Genomic DNA, 18338 nt, shown 5'->3' with positions numbered 1-18338 from the left:
GGTCTGCTTAGGAGAGGTTTTGAAATGGCTAAAGTAATCGGTATCGACCTTGGAACGACGAACTCGTGCGTCGCCGTCATGGATGGCAAGGACGCCAAGGTCATCGAGAATTCCGAGGGCGCGCGCACGACGCCGTCCATGGTTGCATTCACGGACGACGGCGAGCGTCTTGTCGGCCAGCCGGCCAAGCGCCAGGCGGTCACCAACCCCGAAAACACCCTTTTTGCGATCAAGCGTCTGATCGGCCGCCGCTATGACGATCCGGTCACGGCGAAGGACAAGAAGCTTGTTCCCTACAAGATCGTCCAGGGCGACAATGGCGACGCATGGATCGACGCTGGCGGCAAGAAACAGTCGCCCAGCCAGATCTCCGCGATGATCCTTCAGAAGATGAAGGAGACCGCCGAAGGCTATCTCGGCGAGACGGTCACGCAGGCTGTCATCACGGTTCCCGCATACTTCAACGACGCCCAGCGTCAGGCCACCAAGGACGCTGGCAAGATCGCCGGCCTTGAAGTCCTGCGCATCATCAACGAGCCGACCGCTGCCGCGCTGGCCTACGGTCTCGACAAGACCGACGGCAAGACCATCGCGGTCTACGACCTTGGCGGCGGCACCTTCGACGTTTCGGTCCTCGAGATCGGCGACGGCGTCTTCGAGGTGAAGTCCACCAACGGCGACACCTTCCTCGGCGGCGAGGATTTCGACATGCGCCTGGTCGAATATCTTGCCAATGAGTTCAAGAAGGATCAGGGCATCGATCTCAAGAACGACAAGCTCGCCCTGCAGCGCCTCAAGGAAGCTGCCGAGAAGGCCAAGATCGAGCTGTCCTCCGGTTCGCAGACCGAGATCAACCTGCCCTTCATCACGGCCGATGCGTCGGGTCCGAAGCACCTGACCATGAAGCTGACGCGCTCGAAGTTCGAGAGCCTTGTCGACGATCTCGTCAAGCGCACGATCGAGCCGATGAAAGCCGCATTGAAGGATGCCGGCATGAAGGCGGGCGAGATCGACGAGGTCGTCCTCGTCGGCGGCATGACCCGCATGCCCAAGGTCCAGCAGACCGTGAAGGACTTCTTCGGCAAGGAACCCCACAAGGGCGTCAACCCGGATGAGGTCGTCGCGCTCGGCGCCGCCATTCAGGCCGGTGTCCTGCAGGGCGACGTGAAGGACGTGCTGCTGCTCGACGTGACCCCGCTGTCGCTTGGCATCGAGACGCTTGGTGGCGTGTTCACCCGCCTGATCGACCGCAACACGACGATCCCGACCAAGAAGTCGCAGACCTTCTCCACGGCCGAGGACAACCAGAACGCCGTGACGATCCGCGTCGCACAGGGCGAGCGCGAGATGGCTGCCGACAACAAGATGCTCGGCCAGTTCGATCTCGTCGGCATCCCGCCGGCGCCGCGCGGCGTGCCGCAGATCGAGGTCACCTTCGACATCGACGCCAACGGCATCGTCAACGTCTCGGCTAAGGACAAGGGCACCGGCAAGGAGCACCAGATCCGCATCCAGGCTTCCGGCGGTCTCTCCGACGAGGAAGTCGAGAAGATGGTCAAGGACGCCGAGTCCCATGCCGAGGAAGACAAGAAGCGCCGCGAGGCCGTCGAGGCAAGGAACCACGCCGAGAGCCTGATCGATTCCACGGAGAAGTCGTTGAAGGAATATGGCGACAAGGTTTCCGCGGAAGACAAGCAGGCCATCGAGGATGCGCTTTCCGACCTCAAGGAAGCCGTCGGCGCCGAAACGCCGGATGGCGAGGCCATCGCCGCCAAGACCCAGGCGCTCGCAGAGGCTTCGATGAAACTCGGTCAGGCGATGTATGAGGCCCAGCAGGCCGAGGAAACCGCTGCCGCCGAGGCTGATGCCGCTGCGGATGCCGCGGGCGACGACGATGTGGTCGATGCCGATTTCGAGGAAATCGACGACGACGACGATCAGAAGAAGTCGGCCTGATCGGGTCTGACGCAGATGTCTTGAGGGCGGCCATTGGCCGCCCTTTTCATTTGTCGGATACTGACGGCGTCAGCCGCCTGATGGACTGTCTGGGATAGGCGCCCGGTATCTCGTCCAGCACCATCGCCCCCTTGCCGTTGATCTGGAAGATGTTGATGCCGCTGATCTCGGCGTTTTCGATATCGCCGTCGGCATGGCCGTCCAGCCCGTTGCCGGCCACGCGCGCCAACTTGCCCGCCTCGTCGAGGCGAATGAGCATGCTCGCATGGGAAAAGAAGAGCCGCATCTGGTCATCGGCGCCGACCGGGTGGCGTATGACCACCGGCAGGTCCACAAAGGAGATGTTCTCTCCGCTCACCGTATCGAAATCCGCGACGCGCCAGCTGTTGTCCGTTTCCTCGCTGTCTTCGAACTTGTATTCCGAAAGCGCGAGCAGCAACCGCCCGTCCGGCGCCCTGAATGCCCGCGCCTTGCCGAACCGGTCGAAACCGACGAGCAGACGATGCGTCCATCCTTGCCTGCCGCGCTCGAAGCGGAGCACAGCACTGTGGTATCCTTCCTCCTCGAAAGCGGCGAAGAACAGGTCCGGCGAGTAAACCGCTATCGAGACCAGCGTGACCGCCTCGCTTTCGCGATGCCAGTCCAGCGTCTCTGCCACGGTCTCGAATGCCCCGTCATGCGGCCCGAAAACGATCTGGAGCTGTCCTGAAACGAGGTCCGACGACGACTCGGCCACATAAAGCGTATCGTCCGGCGCGAAGGCGGCCGCGCGTTGCGCGCGCCCTTCCAGCGTTTTCGCCCTGTTGAAATGGTAGTCGTAGACCCCCTCGTTTTCCTGCAACGTATCCAGCACGTGCCCGGACCACTCGTCCTCGACCGGAAACACGTCGGTCTCGGCGCGGTTGCGCGCCTTCAGATGCGTCTCGAACACCGCATCCAGCGGCGGAAGATCCGCCTCCAGCAACGCCTTGTAGCGGGCGAAATAGGCAGAGGCGTAGGCCTGCATCCTGTCCGGCGTCGGCTGGTCGATGTCCATCACCTTGCAGTCCGCCTCCAGCATGGCGTAGTCGGCCTGCGTGACCTTGTATTCGTCCGGTATGGATGCGCCCATCTCGGTGACGAGTTCGAGATAGCGCGCCCGCCAGCGCGCCATGTCCGGGTCGCGCTTCGCCGCGTCCTGCAGGATCGCGGCCGTCAGCCGGTCGGCGTGATATTCCCGGCAATTGACGTGGTAGTCGTATCGCTTCGTGTGGTCGTAATCGTAGCGGAAGGTGATGGCGTGCGCGCTTTCATGCGTCGCCAGAACCCACTGGTTGAAGCGGGCCATTTCCAGCGCTTCCTCGGCGGAGGAGAAGAACCCCGACGATTTCCAGTTCCCGTCCGTCAGGACGTTCGAGAAGGCCTGCCAATAGGCGTCCGCCTGCCCGGGGCGGGGCATGTCGCCCGCAACGATCTTGGCCTCGGTGTGGTCGTAGTACCAGTAGGTCGTCGTAAAGGGTCCGATCTCCCACTCGATCCAGTCCGCCCATGACAGGCCGTGATCGGCATAGAGTTTTTGGACTTCGGCGGTCGCCGCCTTCATGTCGCCGGACAGGATCGCGTCGCGCGGCGAGGCCGTCGCGGGCGCTGCAAGGAGCATGGCGCAGGCCGCCGCGAGCGCCGTTGTGCGCAGTGCCGGACAGTATTGGCTGGAAATTTCTGTGTTCGGCATCGTATCCGGGCCTTTTCCCGGGTATTTACGGCCATTGCCTATGGCAAAGCCGCACCGTATTTCCTATGTGAACGCAACGGTATGCGCGCGTGCACATGCCGCTGGGACATTTTTGACACCATCCTACGAAAAAAGCGACGGGAATGTCGAAAGCGGATTACTACGAGACACTCGGCGTTGAGCGCGGAGCCGACGAAAAGGCGTTGAAAAGCGCCTACCGCAAGCTTGCCATGAAGTTTCATCCGGATCGCAATCCTGATGACGCCGAAGCGGAAGCGAAGTTCAAGGAAGTCAACGAGGCTTACGAGACGCTGAAGGACCCGCAGAAGCGGGCTGCCTATGACCGTTTCGGCCACGCCGCATTCGAGAATGGCGGCATGGGCGGCGGCGGAGGCTTCGGCGCGGCGGGCGGCTTCTCGGATATCTTCGAGGATATTTTCGGCGACATGATGGGCGGCGCGCGGGCGCGTCGCGGCGGCGGACGCGAACGCGGCGCCGACCTTCGCTATAACATGGAGATCACCCTCGAGGAGGCCTATGCCGGCAAGACCGCGCAGATCCGGGTTCCTTCGTCGATGACCTGCGAGGTCTGCAACGGCTCCGGTGCCAAGCCCGGTTCCGATCCGGTCACCTGCTCGACCTGCGGCGGCGCGGGCCGCGTGCGGGCCGCATCCGGTTTCTTTTCGATCGAGCGCACCTGCCCGACCTGCAACGGGCGCGGCCAGACCATCGAGGATCCCTGCACCAACTGCCACGGCCAGGGCCGCGTGACGCAGGAGCGTTCGCTGTCGGTCAACATTCCGGCCGGCATCGAGGACGGCACGCGCATCCGCCTGTCCGGCGAGGGCGAAGCGGGCTTCCGCGGTGGCCCGACGGGCGATCTCTACATTTTCATCTCCGTCAAGCCGCACGAGTTCTTCCAGCGCGATGGCGCCGATCTCTATTGCAAGGTCCCGATCTCGATGGCCAAGGCCGCCCTGGGCGGCCAGTTCGAGGTCGCCACGATGGATGGTGCCTATGCCCGGGTGAAGGTGCCGGAAGGCACCCAGTCGGGCCGCCAGTTCCGCCTCAAGGGCAAGGGCATGCCGATCCTGCGTCAGGCGCAGATGGGCGATCTCTACATCCAGATATCGGTGGAAACGCCGCAGAATCTCAACAAGCGTCAGAAGGAACTGCTGCAGGAGTTCGACGAGATTTCCGCCAAGGAAAACAACCCGCAGTCGACCGGCTTCTTCTCGCGCATGAAGGAGTTCTTCGATATTGGAGACTGAGGGCCTCTCGCACACCTCGAAAACACCTCCCGTGAAACTGTCGCGCAAGGCGGTGGTCAAGGCGCGTTTTGCCGATCAGGTCCGGTTCCTCGGTTCCGTCATCCGCGCGCCGCGCTCAGTCGGCGCAATCGCGCCCACCTCCGCCGAAACGGCGCGCATGATGGCCACCCATATCGATCTCGCCTCCGGCCTTCCCGTGCTCGAACTTGGCCCCGGCACGGGCGCGATCACCACCGCGATCCTCGGAACCGGCCTTTCGCCCGCCCGGCTCTTAGCTGTCGAATATTCCGCCGCCTTCTGCCGGCTTCTCAATGACAGGTTTCCCGGCGCGCAGTTTCTGCAGGGCGACGCCTTCGATCTCGCCGCGACGCTCCGTGACCGTCTGGGCGATGCCGCGCCGGACCGTTTCGACTGCGTAATCTCCGGCCTGCCGCTTCTCAATTTCGAGAAGGAAAAGCGCGTTCAGTTGCTGCGCTCCGCGCTCTCCGTGCTCGAACCGGGCCGTCCCTTCGTCCAGTTCTCCTACGGCATCATCCCGCCCGTGCCCGTCACCGATCCCGACATCGCCGTCACGCGCTCGCGCTGGAACTTCCGCAATGTCCCGCCCGCGCGGGTCTGGGTCTATCGGCGCCGGTCATGACCATACCGAAGGTGCTTGTTTTCGCCGGGTCCGTTCGCTCCGGCTCCTTCAACCGGCAACTCGCCGAGGCCGCCGCCAAGGTGCTGGCGCTGAAAGGCGCGGACGTGACGATGCTCTCGCTCGCCGATTATCCGATGCCGATCCTCGACCAGAACCTGGAAAAGGAAAAAGGCGCGCCCGACAATGCCATCAGGCTCGCCCGCATGTTTGCCGCCCACGACGCGGCCTTCATCGCCAGCCCCGAATACAACGCCTCGATCCCGCCGCTGCTCAAGAACACGCTCGACTGGATCAGCCGCGTCCGGCAGGTCGACGGCGAAGCCGTCAAACCCTTCGAGGCGCTGACCGTCGCCCTTGGCGCGGCCTCCAATGGCCGGCTCGGCGGAATCCGCGCGCTCTACCACCTGCGCGCGGTCATGATGGCGCTGCGCACGCAGGTCGTCAGCGAACAGTGCTCCATCCATTTCGCCGGCGAGGCCTTTGGCGAAGACGGCATGCCGGCCGACGAGAGGGTTGCCGGCATTCTCGACAACGCCTGCCGCTCGCTTCTCGACCATTGCACGCCCGGTCGCGGCCGCTGATGGCGGCCTGCTTGTCGCCCCGGCCCGGCTGTGCCATGTCACTGCGCGGCGCAACCGGGGGATTCGCATGACCAACCGCACCGCAAGTGACCAGCTCATCGTGGCGCTCGACGTGCCGACCGTGCTTGAGGCGGCGGGCATCGTCGAAAATCTCGGCGAGGCGGTCTCCTTCTACAAAATCGGCTACCAGCTGGCCTTTTGCGGCGGATTGCAGCTCGCCGACGAGCTGGTGCGCGCGGGAAAACGCGTCTTTCTCGACATGAAGCTTCTCGACATCGACAACACGGTCGCCAAGGGCGTCGAGGCGATCGCCCGCACCGGCGTATCGATGCTCACCATCCACGCTTATCCGAAGGCCATGCGCGCCGCCGTCGAGGCTGCGTCGGGCTCCGGCCTGTGCCTGCTCGGCGTCACCGTCCTGACCTCGATGGACGATCCCGATCTCGCCGAGGCGGGATATGGGGACGACGCGGCCACGCTGGTCCACAAGCGGGCGCGGCAGGCGCGCGAAGCCGGAATGGGCGGCATCGTTTGCTCCGCCGCCGAGGCAGCCGCCGTGCGTGCGGTGGTCGGGCCGGATCTCGCGGTCGTCACGCCCGGCATTCGTCCGGCAGGCGCGGCGGCGGGCGACCAGAAACGCATCGTCACGCCCGGTGACGCGATCACCGCTGGCGCAAGCCACCTCGTCGTCGGCCGGCCGATCGTCGCCGCGCCGGATCGGGCCGCCGCCGCACTGGCGATACTGGATGAAATGGAAGCGGCAGACTGAGCCGCCGGATAGGAGGGAATATGGCCAAGGGTTACTGGATCGGACGCGTCAACGTGCATGATCCCGAGCGTTACAAGGAATATGTTGCAGCCGCCGCCCCGGCCTACAAGGAATATGGCGCGAATTTCCTCGTGCGCGGCGGAAAATGCGAAGCCGTCGAGGGCGAGGGACGCTCCCGCAATGTGGTTGTCGAGTTCGAGAGCTACGAAAAGGCGCTCGCCTGCTACAATTCCCCCGCTTACACGGCGGCCCGCGCGATCCGGAAGGAAATCGCGGACGGCGAAATGATCATCGTCGAGGGTTTCGAGGGCTGACCGGCCTGAGACAATCGCCGGGCTTCACCGTCAGGGCGTTTCGTCCGGATGATCTGCCGGCCCTGCATGGCGTCGAAATCCGCGCCTCGACGCTGTTTGCCGATCACGGATATCCCGAGGTCGGCGCGGAACCGCCGCCGATCGACGAGTTCGCGGAATTCCTGCGCGCGAACACCGTTCATGTCGCTGTCGATGCCGGTGACGCGCCGATCGGCTATGCCGTTTCGGGCGAAGTCGACGGTATCTGGTGGCTCAAGGAGCTGGGCGTCGACCCCGCCCACATGCGTCAGGGGGCGGGCACGGCCCTTCTCGGCGCAGTGTCCGGCCACGCCCGCGCGGCCGGTTATGGCCGAATCGGCCTGTCGACTTTTCGCGACATCCCCTTCAATGCGCCCTTTTATGCGTGCCGCGGTTGGCGGATCGTCGATCCCGGCACCGTGTCGGCGGCATTGCGCGCGCGCTTCCTGGAGGAGGTCCCGGACGGCGTTTCGCCCGGGGACCGGGTCCTCATGGTCCTGCAATTGTGAATAACCGCCGCATCTTTTCTGCGACTTACGTGGGAAGAGGGTGTGTAAGATGTTGCAACGCACTATTTACATGTTAACTTCCGCTGCGGTGGAGGCTACGTCCCGCGTCCTCGATCCGGCCGCGACGGGAAAAGGCAGGAAGACGATGTTCTACCAACTCTACGAAATGAATCACGCGCTAATGCAGCCCTGGCGGGCCGCCGTGGACGCGACGCGCCTGTTCTATCGCAATCCGCTCAATCCGATATCCATGACGAGGGCCGGCCGCACGGCCGCCGCATGGTGTGAGGTTTTTGAGCGCACGACGCGCCGTTACGGCAAGCCGTCCTTCGACCTGCCGCAGACCGATATCGACGGCAAGACGGTCGATGTCGACGAGAAAATCGTCTGGTCGAAGCCGTTCTGCAATCTGATCCATTTCCGGCGCAATCTGGCCGAGCCGCGCCCGCAGGACCCCAAGGTGCTGCTGGTCGCGCCGATGTCCGGCCATTACGCGACGCTGCTGCGCGGCACTGTCGAGCGTTTCCTGCCGGAAGCGGACGTCTACATCACCGACTGGATCGATGCGCGCTCCGTGCCGCTCTCCGACGGCCGTTTCGATCTCGACGACTACATCGACTACGTCATCGAGATGCTGCATCTGCTGGGCCCCGAGACGCATATTGTCGGCGTCTGCCAGCCCTCCGTCCCGGTCCTCGCCGCCGTCGCGCTGATGGAAGGACGCAACGACCCGAACGTGCCGCTTTCCATGACGCTGATGGGCGGGCCGATCGACACACGCTGCAATCCGACGGCGGTCAATGATCTCGCCAGCGAGAAGGACATCGAGTGGTTCGAGCGCAACGCGGTCATGAAGGTGCCGTTCCCCAATCCGGGCTTCATGCGCGATGTCTATCCGGGCTTCCTGCAGCTGACCGGCTTCATGACCATGAATCTCGACCGTCACCTGATCGCGCAGAAGGACTTCTTCATGCATCTCGTGCGCGATGATGGCGATTCGGCCGAGAAGCACCGCGACTTCTACGACGAGTATCTCGCGGTCATGGACCTGACGGCGGAATTCTATCTCGAAACGGTCGATACCGTCTTCATCAAGCACGCCCTGCCGGAAGGCACGATGACCCATCGCGGCGATCCGGTCGATCCGTCGGCTATCCGCCGCGTCGCGCTGCTGACCATCGAGGGCGAGAACGACGACATCACGGGCCGCGGCCAGACCAAGGCGGCGCATGCGCTGTGCCCGTCGATTCCCGACGCGATGAAGATGCATTACGAGCAGCCGCGTGTCGGCCATTACGGCGTCTTCAACGGGTCGCGTTTCCGCAAGGAGATCGCGCCGCGCATGCTCGACTTCATGCGCGCGCGTTCGCGCTTCGCGAGCGAGAGCGGCAAGAAAACATCCGCTGCCTGACCAGATAATACTGCGATAACAATGACTTGAAGGGCGCCGGCGTCGGCGCCCTTTCGTTTGGTAACCATGTTGTGAGCTATGCAAATCGCCCCGTTGTGAAAACCGGCATTGCTGTTTAACCTTTCGTTAACCTTGTGGGTAAGCGTTGAGGGGAGCGTCGGGGTGCTGAGATACGTCGCTGCAATTGCCATGATGGCAACCATTGGCATGGCCGCTCCGGAAAACGCGCAAGCGTCCGGATCGATGAAGACGGGCGGTCTGACCTCCCAGCCCATCGGCCATTATGATTTCTGCCGCATCTATCGCGACGAATGCGACCGCATCCAGGGCAACACGGGCCCGCTGGCCCTCGACAGCCGGACTTGGAACGCGATCCTCAACGTCAATGCCACCGTCAACATGGTGATCGAGCCGAAGAGCGATATCGACATCTACGGCAAGGAAGAGGTCTGGACCTACCCGGATCAGGCCGGAGATTGCGAGGACTACGTCCTGTTGAAGCGGCAATTGCTGATCAATGAGGGGCTGTCGCCCTCCGACCTGCTGATCACCGTCGTGCGCAAGCCGGATGGCGAAGGCCATGCCGTTCTCACCGTGCGCACCAATCGCGGCGATTTCGTTCTCGACAACCTGACCACCAAGGTCATGCTGTGGAAGGACACGCCCTACACCTATCTGAAGCGCCAGTCCGCCCGTCACGCCGGCCACTGGGTATCCATCGAGATGCCCGACCAGACGGTCGTCGGTTCGGTCAAGTAGCAGGTTTCAGGGCCGCGCAAGGTCCTCGAAACGGCGCAATCCCTCGCTTGAGAACAACAGCGCCCGGCTTCCTGCCTGGCGCCTGATCCAGCCCTTATCGAGAAATCGGCTCAGCACCGCTGCGCCCAGGCTGTCCGCCAGATGGGGCTTGCCCGGCCCGTCGCCGGTCAGCCCTGCAGCTGTCGCTTCGCGCAGGCAGGGCCGGGGCCGCGCATGTAATGGCGCTCCGGCTGGTAGTCCGACCATATGAATTTGCGCAATGCCGACAGCCGTTTCGCGCATACCGAAATGAAAAGCATCGTCCGATCCTCAGGTCCGAGGCAAATCGCCTCCGGTCCCTCCCGGGATCACAGTAACAACGCATCTATGAATTCTGGGTGAACAATCCCGCCCGGAACGGCGTTTTTCGGCCGTTCCGGGCATTTTTTCAGTCGGCTGCGAATGCGCTACGCATTGCCGATCGCCATGCCCGCCGCGAAGACCAGCGCGCCGCCGAGCACGACCTGGAAGATCGCGCGGCTCCAGGGCGTTTCCATCCAGCGTTTCTGGATCCACGCAATCGCCCACAACTCGATCACGACGACGATCATCGCGATGATCGTCGCGGTCCAGAAATGCGGGATCAGGTAGGGCAGGGCGTGTCCGAGCCCGCCGACGGTCGTCATGATGCCGGTGGCAAGACCGCGCTTGAGCGGCGATCCGCGCCCGGAGATCACGCCATCGTCCGAGGCGACCTCGGTGAAGCCCATCGAAATGCCCGCGCCGACCGATGCGGCCAGGCCGACGAGAAAGGTCGTCCAGGGATCCTGCGTCGCGAAGGCCGTGGCGAAGATCGGCGCCAGCGTCGAAACCGATCCGTCCATCAGGCCGGCCAGCCCCGGCTGGACATAGGTCAGGATGAACTGCCGCTTCTCGGACTGGTCTTCCGCCTCGCGCACGTCTTCCGGCAAATGCGTCGTTTCGAGTTGCACGGCCGTCGCCTCGTGGCCGGCTTCTGCCAGCGCCAGGTCGCCAAGCAGCTTGCGCGTGTCGGCGTCCTCGCATTGCTGTGCCGCGCGCAGATAGAAGCGATGCGCCTGCTGCTCCATCTGGGCAGCCTGCGCGCGCACGGTCTCGATGCCCAGCGGACGCACCAGCCAGTCCGGCTTGCGCTCGTAATAGCCGCGCACATGCTCACGCCGGATCAGCGGAATGCGGTCGCCGAACCGCTTCTTGTGCATGTCGATCAGCCGCGCGCGATGGGTGGTCTCTTCCTCCGCCATCGCCTCGAAGATCTTGGCGGAATTCGGATACTCCTCGCGCAGCCCGTCGGCATAGGCCAGATAGATGCGCGCATCGTCCTCTTCCGAGGAAATGGCGAGCGCGAGAATCTCCTGTTCGCTCAGACTTTTGAAGTCGCGGCGGGTACCGAGGAGGAAGCGTTGCAGCATGTCGGAAAATCCAGTTTAGAATTATTCTAAATTTAGCCATTCTATGCGGAAGGTCAAGCGTCGTGACGCCGCACCCTGAAAAAGTTGCAATGCGAAACGCTTTCGGAGAAGCTGCCTGAATGGCCCGGGAAATCGAACGCAAATTCCTCGTCGGGAGCGATGCATGGCGCTCCGAAGTGGAGACGTCGCGCCACATCGTCCAGGCCTATGTCGCGCTCGACACCAACACCTCGGTCCGGGTGCGGATTTCCGATGGCAGGAAGGCGCGCCTCACCGTGAAATTCGGCCTGTCGCACATGGTGCGCGAGGAATTCGAATACGAGATTCCGGTCGAGGACGCGCGCCAGATGGTTTCCGCCAGTCGCGGCCGGCTGGTCGAGAAGACCCGCTACCATGTCCGCCATGAGGGGTTTGTCTGGGAGGTCGACGAATATGCCGGTGCGCTGGCCGGTCTGGTCATCGCCGAGGTCGAAATGCAGTCCGAGGACGATGCGCCCGCCTTGCCGGCATGGCTCGGCCGCGAGGTGACCGGCGACGGCGCATGGTCGAATGCCCGGCTCGCGGTCAACGGCCTGCCCGAGGAAGCGCCGGTATGAGCGTCCTCGCATGAATTATCGTATTCGACCGGGCGAACCGCTAACCGATGAAGTCGTGCGCATTGCGGGGCTGCAATATCGCAAGGCGATTGGCATCCTGCGCAGCGAGCCGGACGGGCGTCACCAGGCGATCCACGACGCGCGCAAGCGTTTCAAGCGGCTGCGGGGCCTGTTCCGGCTGATCCGCGAAGCCGCGCCGGACTTCTATGCGCGTGAGAATGCGCGGATTCGCGATACCGCCTCGACCCTGTCGGCGGTGCGCGACGCGACCTCGCTGGTCGAGGTTGTCGATCGCATGGCCGCCGACCGCGAGGCCGGCGAAGACCGGGCGGTCCTGATTTCGGTTCGCGACCGCCTTGCCGCGCGGCGCGACCGTATCGCGGCCGGCCAGACCGATCTCGGCGACAGGATCACCGCCGCCATTCTCGCCTGCGAGCAGGGCAGCGCCGCGCTTGCCGAGCTTCGCCTGCCCAAGGGCAACGACAAGGCCATCGACGTGCTGGCGGCCGGTGCCGCGAAAAACTACGGCCGCGCGGTCAAGGCGCTCGCAAGAGCGCGCGAGAGCGAGGACCCGGAGGACTGGCATGACCTGCGAAAGCGCATCAAGTACCATTGGATGCACATGCAGTTGCTGAAGCCGGCTTGGCCGGGCGTCATGGCCGCGCGCGCTGAGATCGCCGATCTGGCGGGCGATTTACTGGGCGACGATCACGACCTCGCGGTCCTTGCGGAACTGATCGCGGCCGAACCGGGCGAGGTCGGCAGCGCCACGGAGATCGCCGTCCTGCGCGCTCACATGCATGCGCGCACGCTCAGGTTGCACAAGGAAATCCGGAAGATTCTCAAACGCTTGCTGAAGGACGACGCCAAGGTCCTGCGCAGCCGGATCGCCGCGCTCTACCGCGACGCGTCGGGCTGACCAAACGCCCCGTTCGCACAGCGTCGAATGCCGCGGCCCATTTTAACGCTTCGGCAACCGTGTTCTTTAAGCCGTATATAAGAGCTGCACCCTATGGTGGAAATGAAGGCGCCGGAAGTGCGTCTGCGGATTGCTGTGAAAACGGAACATAGGAGCGCGGCATGTTTTGGCGGTTTTTGAAGAATGAATCAGGCGCGACCGCGGTCGAATACGGCCTGATCGCGGGACTGATCTCCGTCGCGCTCGTTGCGGGTGCGACATCGGTCGGTTCGAGCCTGAACACGAAGTTCAACTCGATCGGGACGTCGGTCGGCTCCGGCCTCTGATCGTTTCCTCCCGAGCGGAAGACTTGCGAAAGCGGGTGGGCCACGGTCCGCCCGCTTTCGCGTTTTCGGAGAATGGTTCCCGCGGCTTCAGCGCCGCGTCAGCCGCCAGCTCCGGATTTCGAACGGCATCAGCGCATGCGGCCGCTCGCGCGCCATGCGCTCTTCCAGCAGGTTGACGGTGCCGCTCACTGACCATCCTGTCGGCAATTCCAGGTCGAGATCGCCACGGCGCCCGGCCGGTTCATACAGCCGGAGGATGAGCCCGTCGCCATTCTCCGCCGGCTTGAGCGCCGACAGCGCGGCCGGAATTCCCTTCAGCGCAATCGGCGAGGCGGAATAGGGCGCAAGGCCGGTCGAAAGATTGGTGACCAGCGGCTGGTTCAGCCATTCGGCTTCCTCGCGCACGCCGCCCTCGTGCCAGTCTCCTTGATGCGGATAAAGCGCATAGGTGAAGCTCTGTTCGCCCTCGTCGGCCGTAGGGTCGGGCCAGACCGGCCCGCGCACGAGGCTCAGGCCCAGAACATTGCCCTTGGCGCTATGGCCGTATTTCGCGTTGTTCAGCAGCGCCACCCCGAAACCCGGCTCCGACAGGTCGCAGAACCGGTGGCCGGGCACCTCGAACTGCGCCGCCTCCCAGCTCGTGTTCACATGCGTCGCCCGCTTGACGACGCCGAAGGCGCATTCGAAGGTCGCCTCGCGCGCCCGCGCCGCGACTGGGGTCAGCGTGCGCAGTAGCGCGCGCCGGTCGTGCCAGTCGATCCTGGTTTCGATGTCGAGGCGGTGGCTGTTCGCCTTCAGGACATAGGTCTGCGTAATCGTCGAGTTGCGCCAGGTCTTGACCACCCGGATCGCGCCGCGATGCGCCGTGGCTTCCGCGATGTCGATCGAGCGGACATCGGTCAGTTCCTCGCCGCTCTTCGCATAGTCCTCGTCGATGTCCCAGGCGTCCCAGTCGCGCGGCTTGTCGGCGGGATAGATCCATAGCTGGTTGCCCCGCCCCTCCAGCGCCTCGCGGCCGATCTTCCGGTGCACTAGGCTGGTGATCGTGCCATCCGCGCCGATGACCGCCTTCAGATGTGCGTTTTCGAGCCGGTTCGCGGTCACGGTCAGGCCGCCCGCCGGCGTCGCCGCGTCCAGATCGCACACGGTAACGCCGAGCGCTGGCACGCTCTCCGCCGTCGCGACGGTTCGCCCGTCCGGCAGCGTGACGTCGAGCGGGCGGGCGCTCGCCGACGGATTGGCGACGATCAGCGCGTTTTCGATCTCGCCTCTCGGCAGGCAGCGTTCAAGGGCCGACATGGCCGCGCGCTGCGCCGTGCCGGCGAGTTTCACGACGCTGCCCAGTTCCTGCTCCGCGTCGCGGGCGGTTTCGGCGATCCCCGATCCCGGCAGGATGTCGTGGAACTCGTTCTTCAGCACCAGCCGCCACGCCAGTTCGAGATTGACCGGCTGCGGTCCGCCGAGCAGGGCGGCGAGGCCGGACAGCGTCTCCGCCGTGATCAGCGCGCGCTCGGCGTGGCGATGAAGCCGCTTCACATTGCTCTGCGACGTCAGCGTCGCGCGATGCAGTTCGAGATAGATTTCGCCTGCCCATGCCGGGTAGCCGCTCTCCGGTTCGCCCGCCTTCGCCCGCTCGAAGAAGGATTCGACCCGGCCCCACCGGGCCTGCGGCAGCGCCGGGAAGTTTCGCAACTGCACCTCGCGCTCGACCATTTCCGGCGTCACCCCGCCGCCGCCATCGCCGTAACCGACCGCCAGCAGCGTTTCCCCGTGCGCCGTCTTGCCGCGAAAGTTCTTCCAGGTCGGCACGAAACAATCCGGCTGCACGAAGCCGTTATAGCCGGCCATCGGATTGTCGAATGTGTGCGCCAGCACCTTCGATCCGTCGATGCCTTCCCACCAGAACAGATCGTGCGGGAATGTGTTGGTCTCCGACCAGTTTACCTTGATCGTGAAGAAATGCTCGATCCCGCCGAGCCGGAGGATTTGCGGCAATGCGCCGGAAAAGCCGAAACAGTCGGGCAGCCAGCACACCTTGTGTCGCACGCCGAACTGCCTTTCGAAATAACGCTGGCCGTAGAGGATCTGCCGCGCGAGGCTCTCGCCCGTCGGCATGTTGGTGTCCGGCTCCACCCACATCCCGCCGACCGTCTCCCAGCGGCCCGCCGCGACCTGCTTCCTGATCGCCTCCAGAAGCTTCGGATCGTCCTCGTCGAGCTGGGCGTAATAGGCGGCGGTCGACTGGTTGAAGATGAAATCGGGCGACGATTCGATCAGCGACAGCATCGTGTGGAAGGTGCGCCGCGTCTTGCGCCGTGTTTCGTCCCACGGCCACAGCCAGGCGAGATCGATATGGGCGTGGCCCGTCAGCGCGATCCGCCCCTGCGGCGGAAACCGCTCCTTCAGCCGGGCGAGCGTCGATGTCAGGGCGTCATGGGCGTCGATCACGCTCGACCGCTGGTCGTCGGAAAGCCCGTCGGGAGCCGGTTTCGCGTCCGGCAGTTGCCACACGCTCTGTTGCGCGGGCGAGGGCGCCACCCGCGCGATGTAGTTCGCCGTGTCCGACGGCCAGTCGAGCGACCGCAGCGCTGTCTCCGCCGCGTCGAAGAGATGCGGCACGACCTCGTGGTCGCCCAGCGCGTCGGTCGCTTCCGCGATCTGGCGCAACAGCAGGTGAAGCCGGTGAACCGGGCGGTCGATCCAGGCCACCCGCGCCGCCTCCAGCACGGGCTTGCGCACGGGTTGTCCGAAGGGCAGCCGCGCGACCGCTTTCGCGCCGATCCCGAAACGCCGGTCGCGCAGCGGGAATTCGCGATGGTAGGGATCGAGCCCGAAGGAAGCGCGCTCGCCATCGCCGTAATGCAGGGTCACCAGGCTCTCGCCGCCGAGATTGAGGATCAGCCGCGTCTCGTCCAGTGGCCAGTGCTCCGGCGCCTGCGCACGCGCCGCGAACCGCAAGATGCCGTCCGTCTTCGGCCATGCGTCGCCGATGGAAATCGCTTCGCCGTCGACGCTCCATTCGCCGATCTGGAGGCTCTCGCGCTCGCGCCACCACGCGAGTTCGGACAGCCTTTCCAGCAGGCGTTTGTGGCGTTGGGCGGCGGTGAGGGGCATGTGTCGTGTCCGGTTGTCGTCTGCCTGCGCGAAGGATGGCGCGGCGCGGGCGCCCATGCAAAGCGCGAAACGCGCCGATGGTAAAGAGCCCGTTCGGATTTATCACGCCGTGCTTGCGTCGCCTGGTCTCATCCCGCGCCCTTGACGGCGGCCGGTGGCAGGGCGCATGAAAGGTCATCCACATTGACATAATTCGCCATGCACACCGATCCGGCAGCCAGACACACGCACGCGCCGCTTTTCCAGCCGAAGATCCTGACGACGCTCAGGGATTACGGCCGCGATGCCTTCATGTCCGATATTTTCGCGGGGCTGACGGTCGCGCTCGTCGCGCTTCCGCTGTCGATCGCCATTGCCATCGCGTCCGGCGCGGAGCCGGGCGCGGGCCTCGTCACGGCTGTGGTCGCCGGCTTCCTGATCTCGGCGCTTGGCGGCAGCCGCGTGCAGATCGGCGGGCCGACCGGCGCCTTCATCGTCGTCGTCTACGACGTCATCGCCACGCATGGCTATGACGGTCTCGTCACCGCCACCTTCATGGCCGGGCTGATCCTGATCGTGTCCGGCTGGCTCAGGATCGGCAACCTGATCCGCCATGTGCCCGAACCGGTCATCAACGGCTTTACCGTTGGCATTGCGGTCATCATCGCGGCCAGCCAGCTGCGCGACGCCTTCGGCCTGAACGCGGCCAATCTGCCCGCCGAATTCGTCGCCAAGCTGGAAGGCATGTGGGCGGTGCGTGACACGTTCAGCCTGACCGCCCTGGCGGTCACGGTGGGAACCGGCATCCTGATCGTGATCCTGCGCAAGGCATGGCCGAAGCTTCCGGGCATCGTTTTCGCGGTGATTATCGCCTCGCTTGCCGTCTGGCTGCTTGGCCTGCCGGTCGAGACCATCGGCTCGCGTTACGGCGCGATCCAGTCATCCTTGCCCATGCCGGGCCTGCCGGACCTCTCGCCCGACCGGCTGATGGAACTGCTCCCATCGGCGGTCATCATCGCCTTTCTCGCCGGCATCGAGTCGCTGCTTTCGGCCATCGTCGCCGACCGCATGGTGGCCGGCCGGCACCGGCCCAATGCCGAGGTCGTCGCCCAGGGTATCGCCAACACCGCCTCCGCGCTTTTCGCAGGCCTTCCGGCCACCGGCGCCATCGCCCGCACCGCGACCAATGTACGTGCCGGGGGCCGCACACCCGTCGCCGGCATCGCGCACGCGCTGTTCATCCTCATCTTCATGCTGGTCGCCGCCCCGCTCGCCAACTACCTGCCAATGCCGGCGCTCGCCGCCATCCTGCTGCTGACGGCCTGGAACATGGCCGAGGTGAAGGAACTGCGAACCCGCCTGTCGCCATCGATCCGCATCTCGGACCGGGCGCTGCTGATCCTGACCATGCTGCTCACCGTTCTGGTCGATCTCACCGTCGCGATCGGCGTCGGCGTCGCCATCGGTCTCGCGCTGCGCATCCGCCGGCGTGACATCGATCCGCCGGAATGGCACGCGCCCGACCGCTGATCCGGTCGGCCTCGTTTTCCGGGCGGCAGGCCCACCAAAAGGCCCGTCCGAAGGTGCGCGCCGCGAGCCGGAAGACGGTCATTTTCCGGTTGGACTTGAATTCTCCGCAATTTAGGCCCATCTAAACGTATCGTTATTTGGCCAGGCTTGGCTTTTCGCGGCGTCAGAGGCTCTCGACCCGCCAATCTTTTTCCCGATTTCGATATTGATCGCGTCCGCGACTGTTGCGGCGCGGCATCTTACGTTCAAGGACTTACTACATGCCTACAGGTACCGTGAAATTCTACAATGGCCAGAAGGGCTTCGGCTTTATCGAACCGGAAGACGGCAGCAAGGACGTCTTCGTCCATGTTAGCGCGATCGAACGCGCCGGTCTCAGCGGCCTCGCCGAAGGTCAGAAGGTCGACTTCGAGATCGAAGCCGGCCGCGATGGCCGTTCGTCGGCCACGAACCTAGTCGCACGCTGATCCACGCGAACCGGTCGACCGTCTCGGTTCGGCCCGGT

18 protein-coding genes are annotated in these 18338 nt (G+C 64.5%); 14 read left to right on the top strand and 4 right to left on the bottom strand.

Annotated elements, in window-relative coordinates; genetic code table 11:
• Positions 1-24: 24 nt before the first annotated feature.
• Positions 25-1956 carry a molecular chaperone DnaK gene (gene dnaK, locus ACQK2M_RS23930; protein WP_223479090.1) on the top strand — a complete coding sequence of 644 codons (1932 nt, stop codon included), beginning with the start codon at positions 25-27 and terminating at the stop codon, positions 1954-1956.
• Between the two features lie 46 nt (positions 1957-2002).
• Here the strand turns inward: dnaK and ACQK2M_RS23925 are convergent, their stop codons facing one another.
• Positions 2003-3667 carry a hypothetical protein gene (locus ACQK2M_RS23925; protein WP_425419875.1) on the bottom strand — a complete coding sequence of 555 codons (1665 nt, stop codon included), beginning with the start codon at positions 3665-3667 and terminating at the stop codon, positions 2003-2005.
• 143 nt (positions 3668-3810) lie between these two features.
• Here ACQK2M_RS23925 and dnaJ point away from each other — a divergent pair, with 143 nt between their 5' ends.
• From dnaJ to ACQK2M_RS23885, 8 genes are all read left to right on the top strand, one after another.
• The gene (dnaJ, locus tag ACQK2M_RS23920) at positions 3811-4938 is read left to right on the top strand and encodes a molecular chaperone DnaJ (RefSeq protein ID WP_223479088.1); all 1128 of its coding nucleotides are present in this window, start codon (positions 3811-3813) and stop codon (positions 4936-4938) included.
• A 31-nt stretch (positions 4939-4969) separates the two neighbouring features.
• Positions 4970-5578: a class I SAM-dependent methyltransferase gene (locus ACQK2M_RS23915; RefSeq protein WP_425420125.1), complete on the top strand. Its 609-nt coding sequence runs from the start codon at positions 4970-4972 to the stop codon at positions 5576-5578.
• A complete protein-coding gene (locus ACQK2M_RS23910; RefSeq protein WP_425419874.1) occupies positions 5575-6159 on the top strand; it encodes an NADPH-dependent FMN reductase in 585 nt (194 codons plus the stop codon). The genes ACQK2M_RS23915 and ACQK2M_RS23910 overlap by 4 nt, the downstream gene beginning before the upstream one ends.
• Before the next feature lie 67 nt (positions 6160-6226).
• Positions 6227-6928: an orotidine-5'-phosphate decarboxylase gene (gene pyrF / locus ACQK2M_RS23905; protein WP_425419873.1), complete on the top strand. Its 702-nt coding sequence runs from the start codon at positions 6227-6229 to the stop codon at positions 6926-6928.
• A gap of 20 nt (positions 6929-6948) precedes the next feature.
• Positions 6949-7242, top strand: coding sequence for a DUF1330 domain-containing protein (locus ACQK2M_RS23900; protein WP_425419872.1), 294 nt, complete (start codon positions 6949-6951; stop codon positions 7240-7242).
• The gene (locus tag ACQK2M_RS23895; RefSeq protein WP_425420124.1) at positions 7149-7769 is read left to right on the top strand and encodes a GNAT family N-acetyltransferase; all 621 of its coding nucleotides are present in this window, start codon (positions 7149-7151) and stop codon (positions 7767-7769) included. Before ACQK2M_RS23900 ends, ACQK2M_RS23895 begins: the two co-directional genes overlap by 94 nt.
• 145 nt (positions 7770-7914) lie before the next feature.
• The gene (locus ACQK2M_RS23890) at positions 7915-9180 is read left to right on the top strand and encodes a polyhydroxyalkanoate depolymerase (RefSeq protein WP_223479161.1); all 1266 of its coding nucleotides are present in this window, start codon (positions 7915-7917) and stop codon (positions 9178-9180) included.
• A 189-nt stretch (positions 9181-9369) separates the two neighbouring features.
• On the top strand, positions 9370-9939 hold the full coding sequence (locus ACQK2M_RS23885) for a transglutaminase-like cysteine peptidase (protein WP_223479083.1): 570 nt from the start codon (positions 9370-9372) through the stop codon (positions 9937-9939).
• Positions 9940-9945: 6 nt separating this feature from the next.
• Here ACQK2M_RS23885 and ACQK2M_RS23880 read toward each other — a convergent pair whose 3' ends face one another.
• Both ACQK2M_RS23880 and mbfA read right to left on the bottom strand, forming a co-directional pair.
• A complete protein-coding gene (locus tag ACQK2M_RS23880; RefSeq protein WP_425419871.1) occupies positions 9946-10185 on the bottom strand; it encodes a hypothetical protein in 240 nt (79 codons plus the stop codon).
• A gap of 200 nt (positions 10186-10385) precedes the next feature.
• Positions 10386-11369 carry an iron exporter MbfA gene (gene mbfA / locus ACQK2M_RS23875; RefSeq protein ID WP_223479082.1) on the bottom strand — a complete coding sequence of 328 codons (984 nt, stop codon included), beginning with the start codon at positions 11367-11369 and terminating at the stop codon, positions 10386-10388.
• A gap of 119 nt (positions 11370-11488) precedes the next feature.
• Here mbfA and ACQK2M_RS23870 point away from each other — a divergent pair, with 119 nt between their 5' ends.
• From ACQK2M_RS23870 to ACQK2M_RS23860, 3 genes are all read left to right on the top strand, one after another.
• Positions 11489-11965 carry a CYTH domain-containing protein gene (locus ACQK2M_RS23870; RefSeq protein WP_425419870.1) on the top strand — a complete coding sequence of 159 codons (477 nt, stop codon included), beginning with the start codon at positions 11489-11491 and terminating at the stop codon, positions 11963-11965.
• Between the two features lie 10 nt (positions 11966-11975).
• The gene (locus ACQK2M_RS23865) at positions 11976-12884 is read left to right on the top strand and encodes a CHAD domain-containing protein (protein WP_425419869.1); all 909 of its coding nucleotides are present in this window, start codon (positions 11976-11978) and stop codon (positions 12882-12884) included.
• Positions 12885-13045: 161 nt separating this feature from the next.
• The gene (locus tag ACQK2M_RS23860) at positions 13046-13210 is read left to right on the top strand and encodes a Flp family type IVb pilin (protein WP_223479079.1); all 165 of its coding nucleotides are present in this window, start codon (positions 13046-13048) and stop codon (positions 13208-13210) included.
• Positions 13211-13297: 87 nt separating this feature from the next.
• Here the strand turns inward: ACQK2M_RS23860 and ACQK2M_RS23855 are convergent, their stop codons facing one another.
• Complete coding sequence (locus tag ACQK2M_RS23855) at positions 13298-16324, bottom strand: alpha-mannosidase (RefSeq protein WP_425419868.1); 3027 nt, start codon at positions 16322-16324, stop codon at positions 13298-13300.
• A 198-nt stretch (positions 16325-16522) separates the two neighbouring features.
• Between ACQK2M_RS23855 and ACQK2M_RS23850 the strand changes: the two genes are divergently transcribed.
• Both ACQK2M_RS23850 and ACQK2M_RS23845 read left to right on the top strand, forming a co-directional pair.
• The gene (locus ACQK2M_RS23850) at positions 16523-17833 is read left to right on the top strand and encodes a SulP family inorganic anion transporter (RefSeq protein WP_223479077.1); all 1311 of its coding nucleotides are present in this window, start codon (positions 16523-16525) and stop codon (positions 17831-17833) included.
• A gap of 260 nt (positions 17834-18093) precedes the next feature.
• Positions 18094-18300 (top strand): cold-shock protein, encoded by a 207-nt coding sequence (locus ACQK2M_RS23845; protein WP_223479076.1) that lies wholly within the window; start codon positions 18094-18096, stop codon positions 18298-18300.
• The last annotated feature ends 38 nt before the right edge of the window (positions 18301-18338 follow it).

Origin of the sequence: Oricola indica, assembly GCF_965227485.1 — a bacterium.
In the GTDB taxonomy this organism is placed as follows: domain Bacteria; phylum Pseudomonadota; class Alphaproteobacteria; order Rhizobiales; family Rhizobiaceae; genus Oricola; species Oricola indica.
The sequence above is the reverse complement of the archived record's forward strand: the minus strand, read 5'-3'. Positions and strand labels throughout refer to the sequence as shown.

Excerpts from the sequence above, each read along its gene's own strand:
- ACQK2M_RS23890 (WP_223479161.1), top strand. The coding sequence starts at position 7,915 with ATGTTCTACCAACTCTACGAAATGAATCACGCGCTAATGCAGCCCTGG.
- ACQK2M_RS23900 (WP_425419872.1), top strand. The coding sequence starts at position 6,949 with ATGGCCAAGGGTTACTGGATCGGACGCGTCAACGTGCATGATCCCGAG.
- ACQK2M_RS23880 (WP_425419871.1), bottom strand. The coding sequence starts at position 10,185 with ATGGTCGGACTACCAGCCGGAGCGCCATTACATGCGCGGCCCCGGCCC.
- ACQK2M_RS23850 (WP_223479077.1), top strand. The coding sequence starts at position 16,523 with ATGCACACCGATCCGGCAGCCAGACACACGCACGCGCCGCTTTTCCAG.
- ACQK2M_RS23885 (WP_223479083.1), top strand. The coding sequence starts at position 9,370 with ATGATGGCAACCATTGGCATGGCCGCTCCGGAAAACGCGCAAGCGTCC.
- ACQK2M_RS23865 (WP_425419869.1), top strand. The coding sequence starts at position 11,976 with ATGAATTATCGTATTCGACCGGGCGAACCGCTAACCGATGAAGTCGTG.
- pyrF (WP_425419873.1), top strand. The coding sequence starts at position 6,227 with ATGACCAACCGCACCGCAAGTGACCAGCTCATCGTGGCGCTCGACGTG.
- ACQK2M_RS23925 (WP_425419875.1), bottom strand. The coding sequence starts at position 3,667 with ATGCCGAACACAGAAATTTCCAGCCAATACTGTCCGGCACTGCGCACA.
- ACQK2M_RS23910 (WP_425419874.1), top strand. The coding sequence starts at position 5,575 with ATGACCATACCGAAGGTGCTTGTTTTCGCCGGGTCCGTTCGCTCCGGC.
- dnaK (WP_223479090.1), top strand. The coding sequence starts at position 25 with ATGGCTAAAGTAATCGGTATCGACCTTGGAACGACGAACTCGTGCGTC.
- ACQK2M_RS23845 (WP_223479076.1), top strand. The coding sequence starts at position 18,094 with ATGCCTACAGGTACCGTGAAATTCTACAATGGCCAGAAGGGCTTCGGC.
- mbfA (WP_223479082.1), bottom strand. The coding sequence starts at position 11,369 with ATGCTGCAACGCTTCCTCCTCGGTACCCGCCGCGACTTCAAAAGTCTG.
- ACQK2M_RS23870 (WP_425419870.1), top strand. The coding sequence starts at position 11,489 with ATGGCCCGGGAAATCGAACGCAAATTCCTCGTCGGGAGCGATGCATGG.
- dnaJ (WP_223479088.1), top strand. The coding sequence starts at position 3,811 with ATGTCGAAAGCGGATTACTACGAGACACTCGGCGTTGAGCGCGGAGCC.
- ACQK2M_RS23860 (WP_223479079.1), top strand. The coding sequence starts at position 13,046 with ATGTTTTGGCGGTTTTTGAAGAATGAATCAGGCGCGACCGCGGTCGAA.
- ACQK2M_RS23855 (WP_425419868.1), bottom strand. The coding sequence starts at position 16,324 with ATGCCCCTCACCGCCGCCCAACGCCACAAACGCCTGCTGGAAAGGCTG.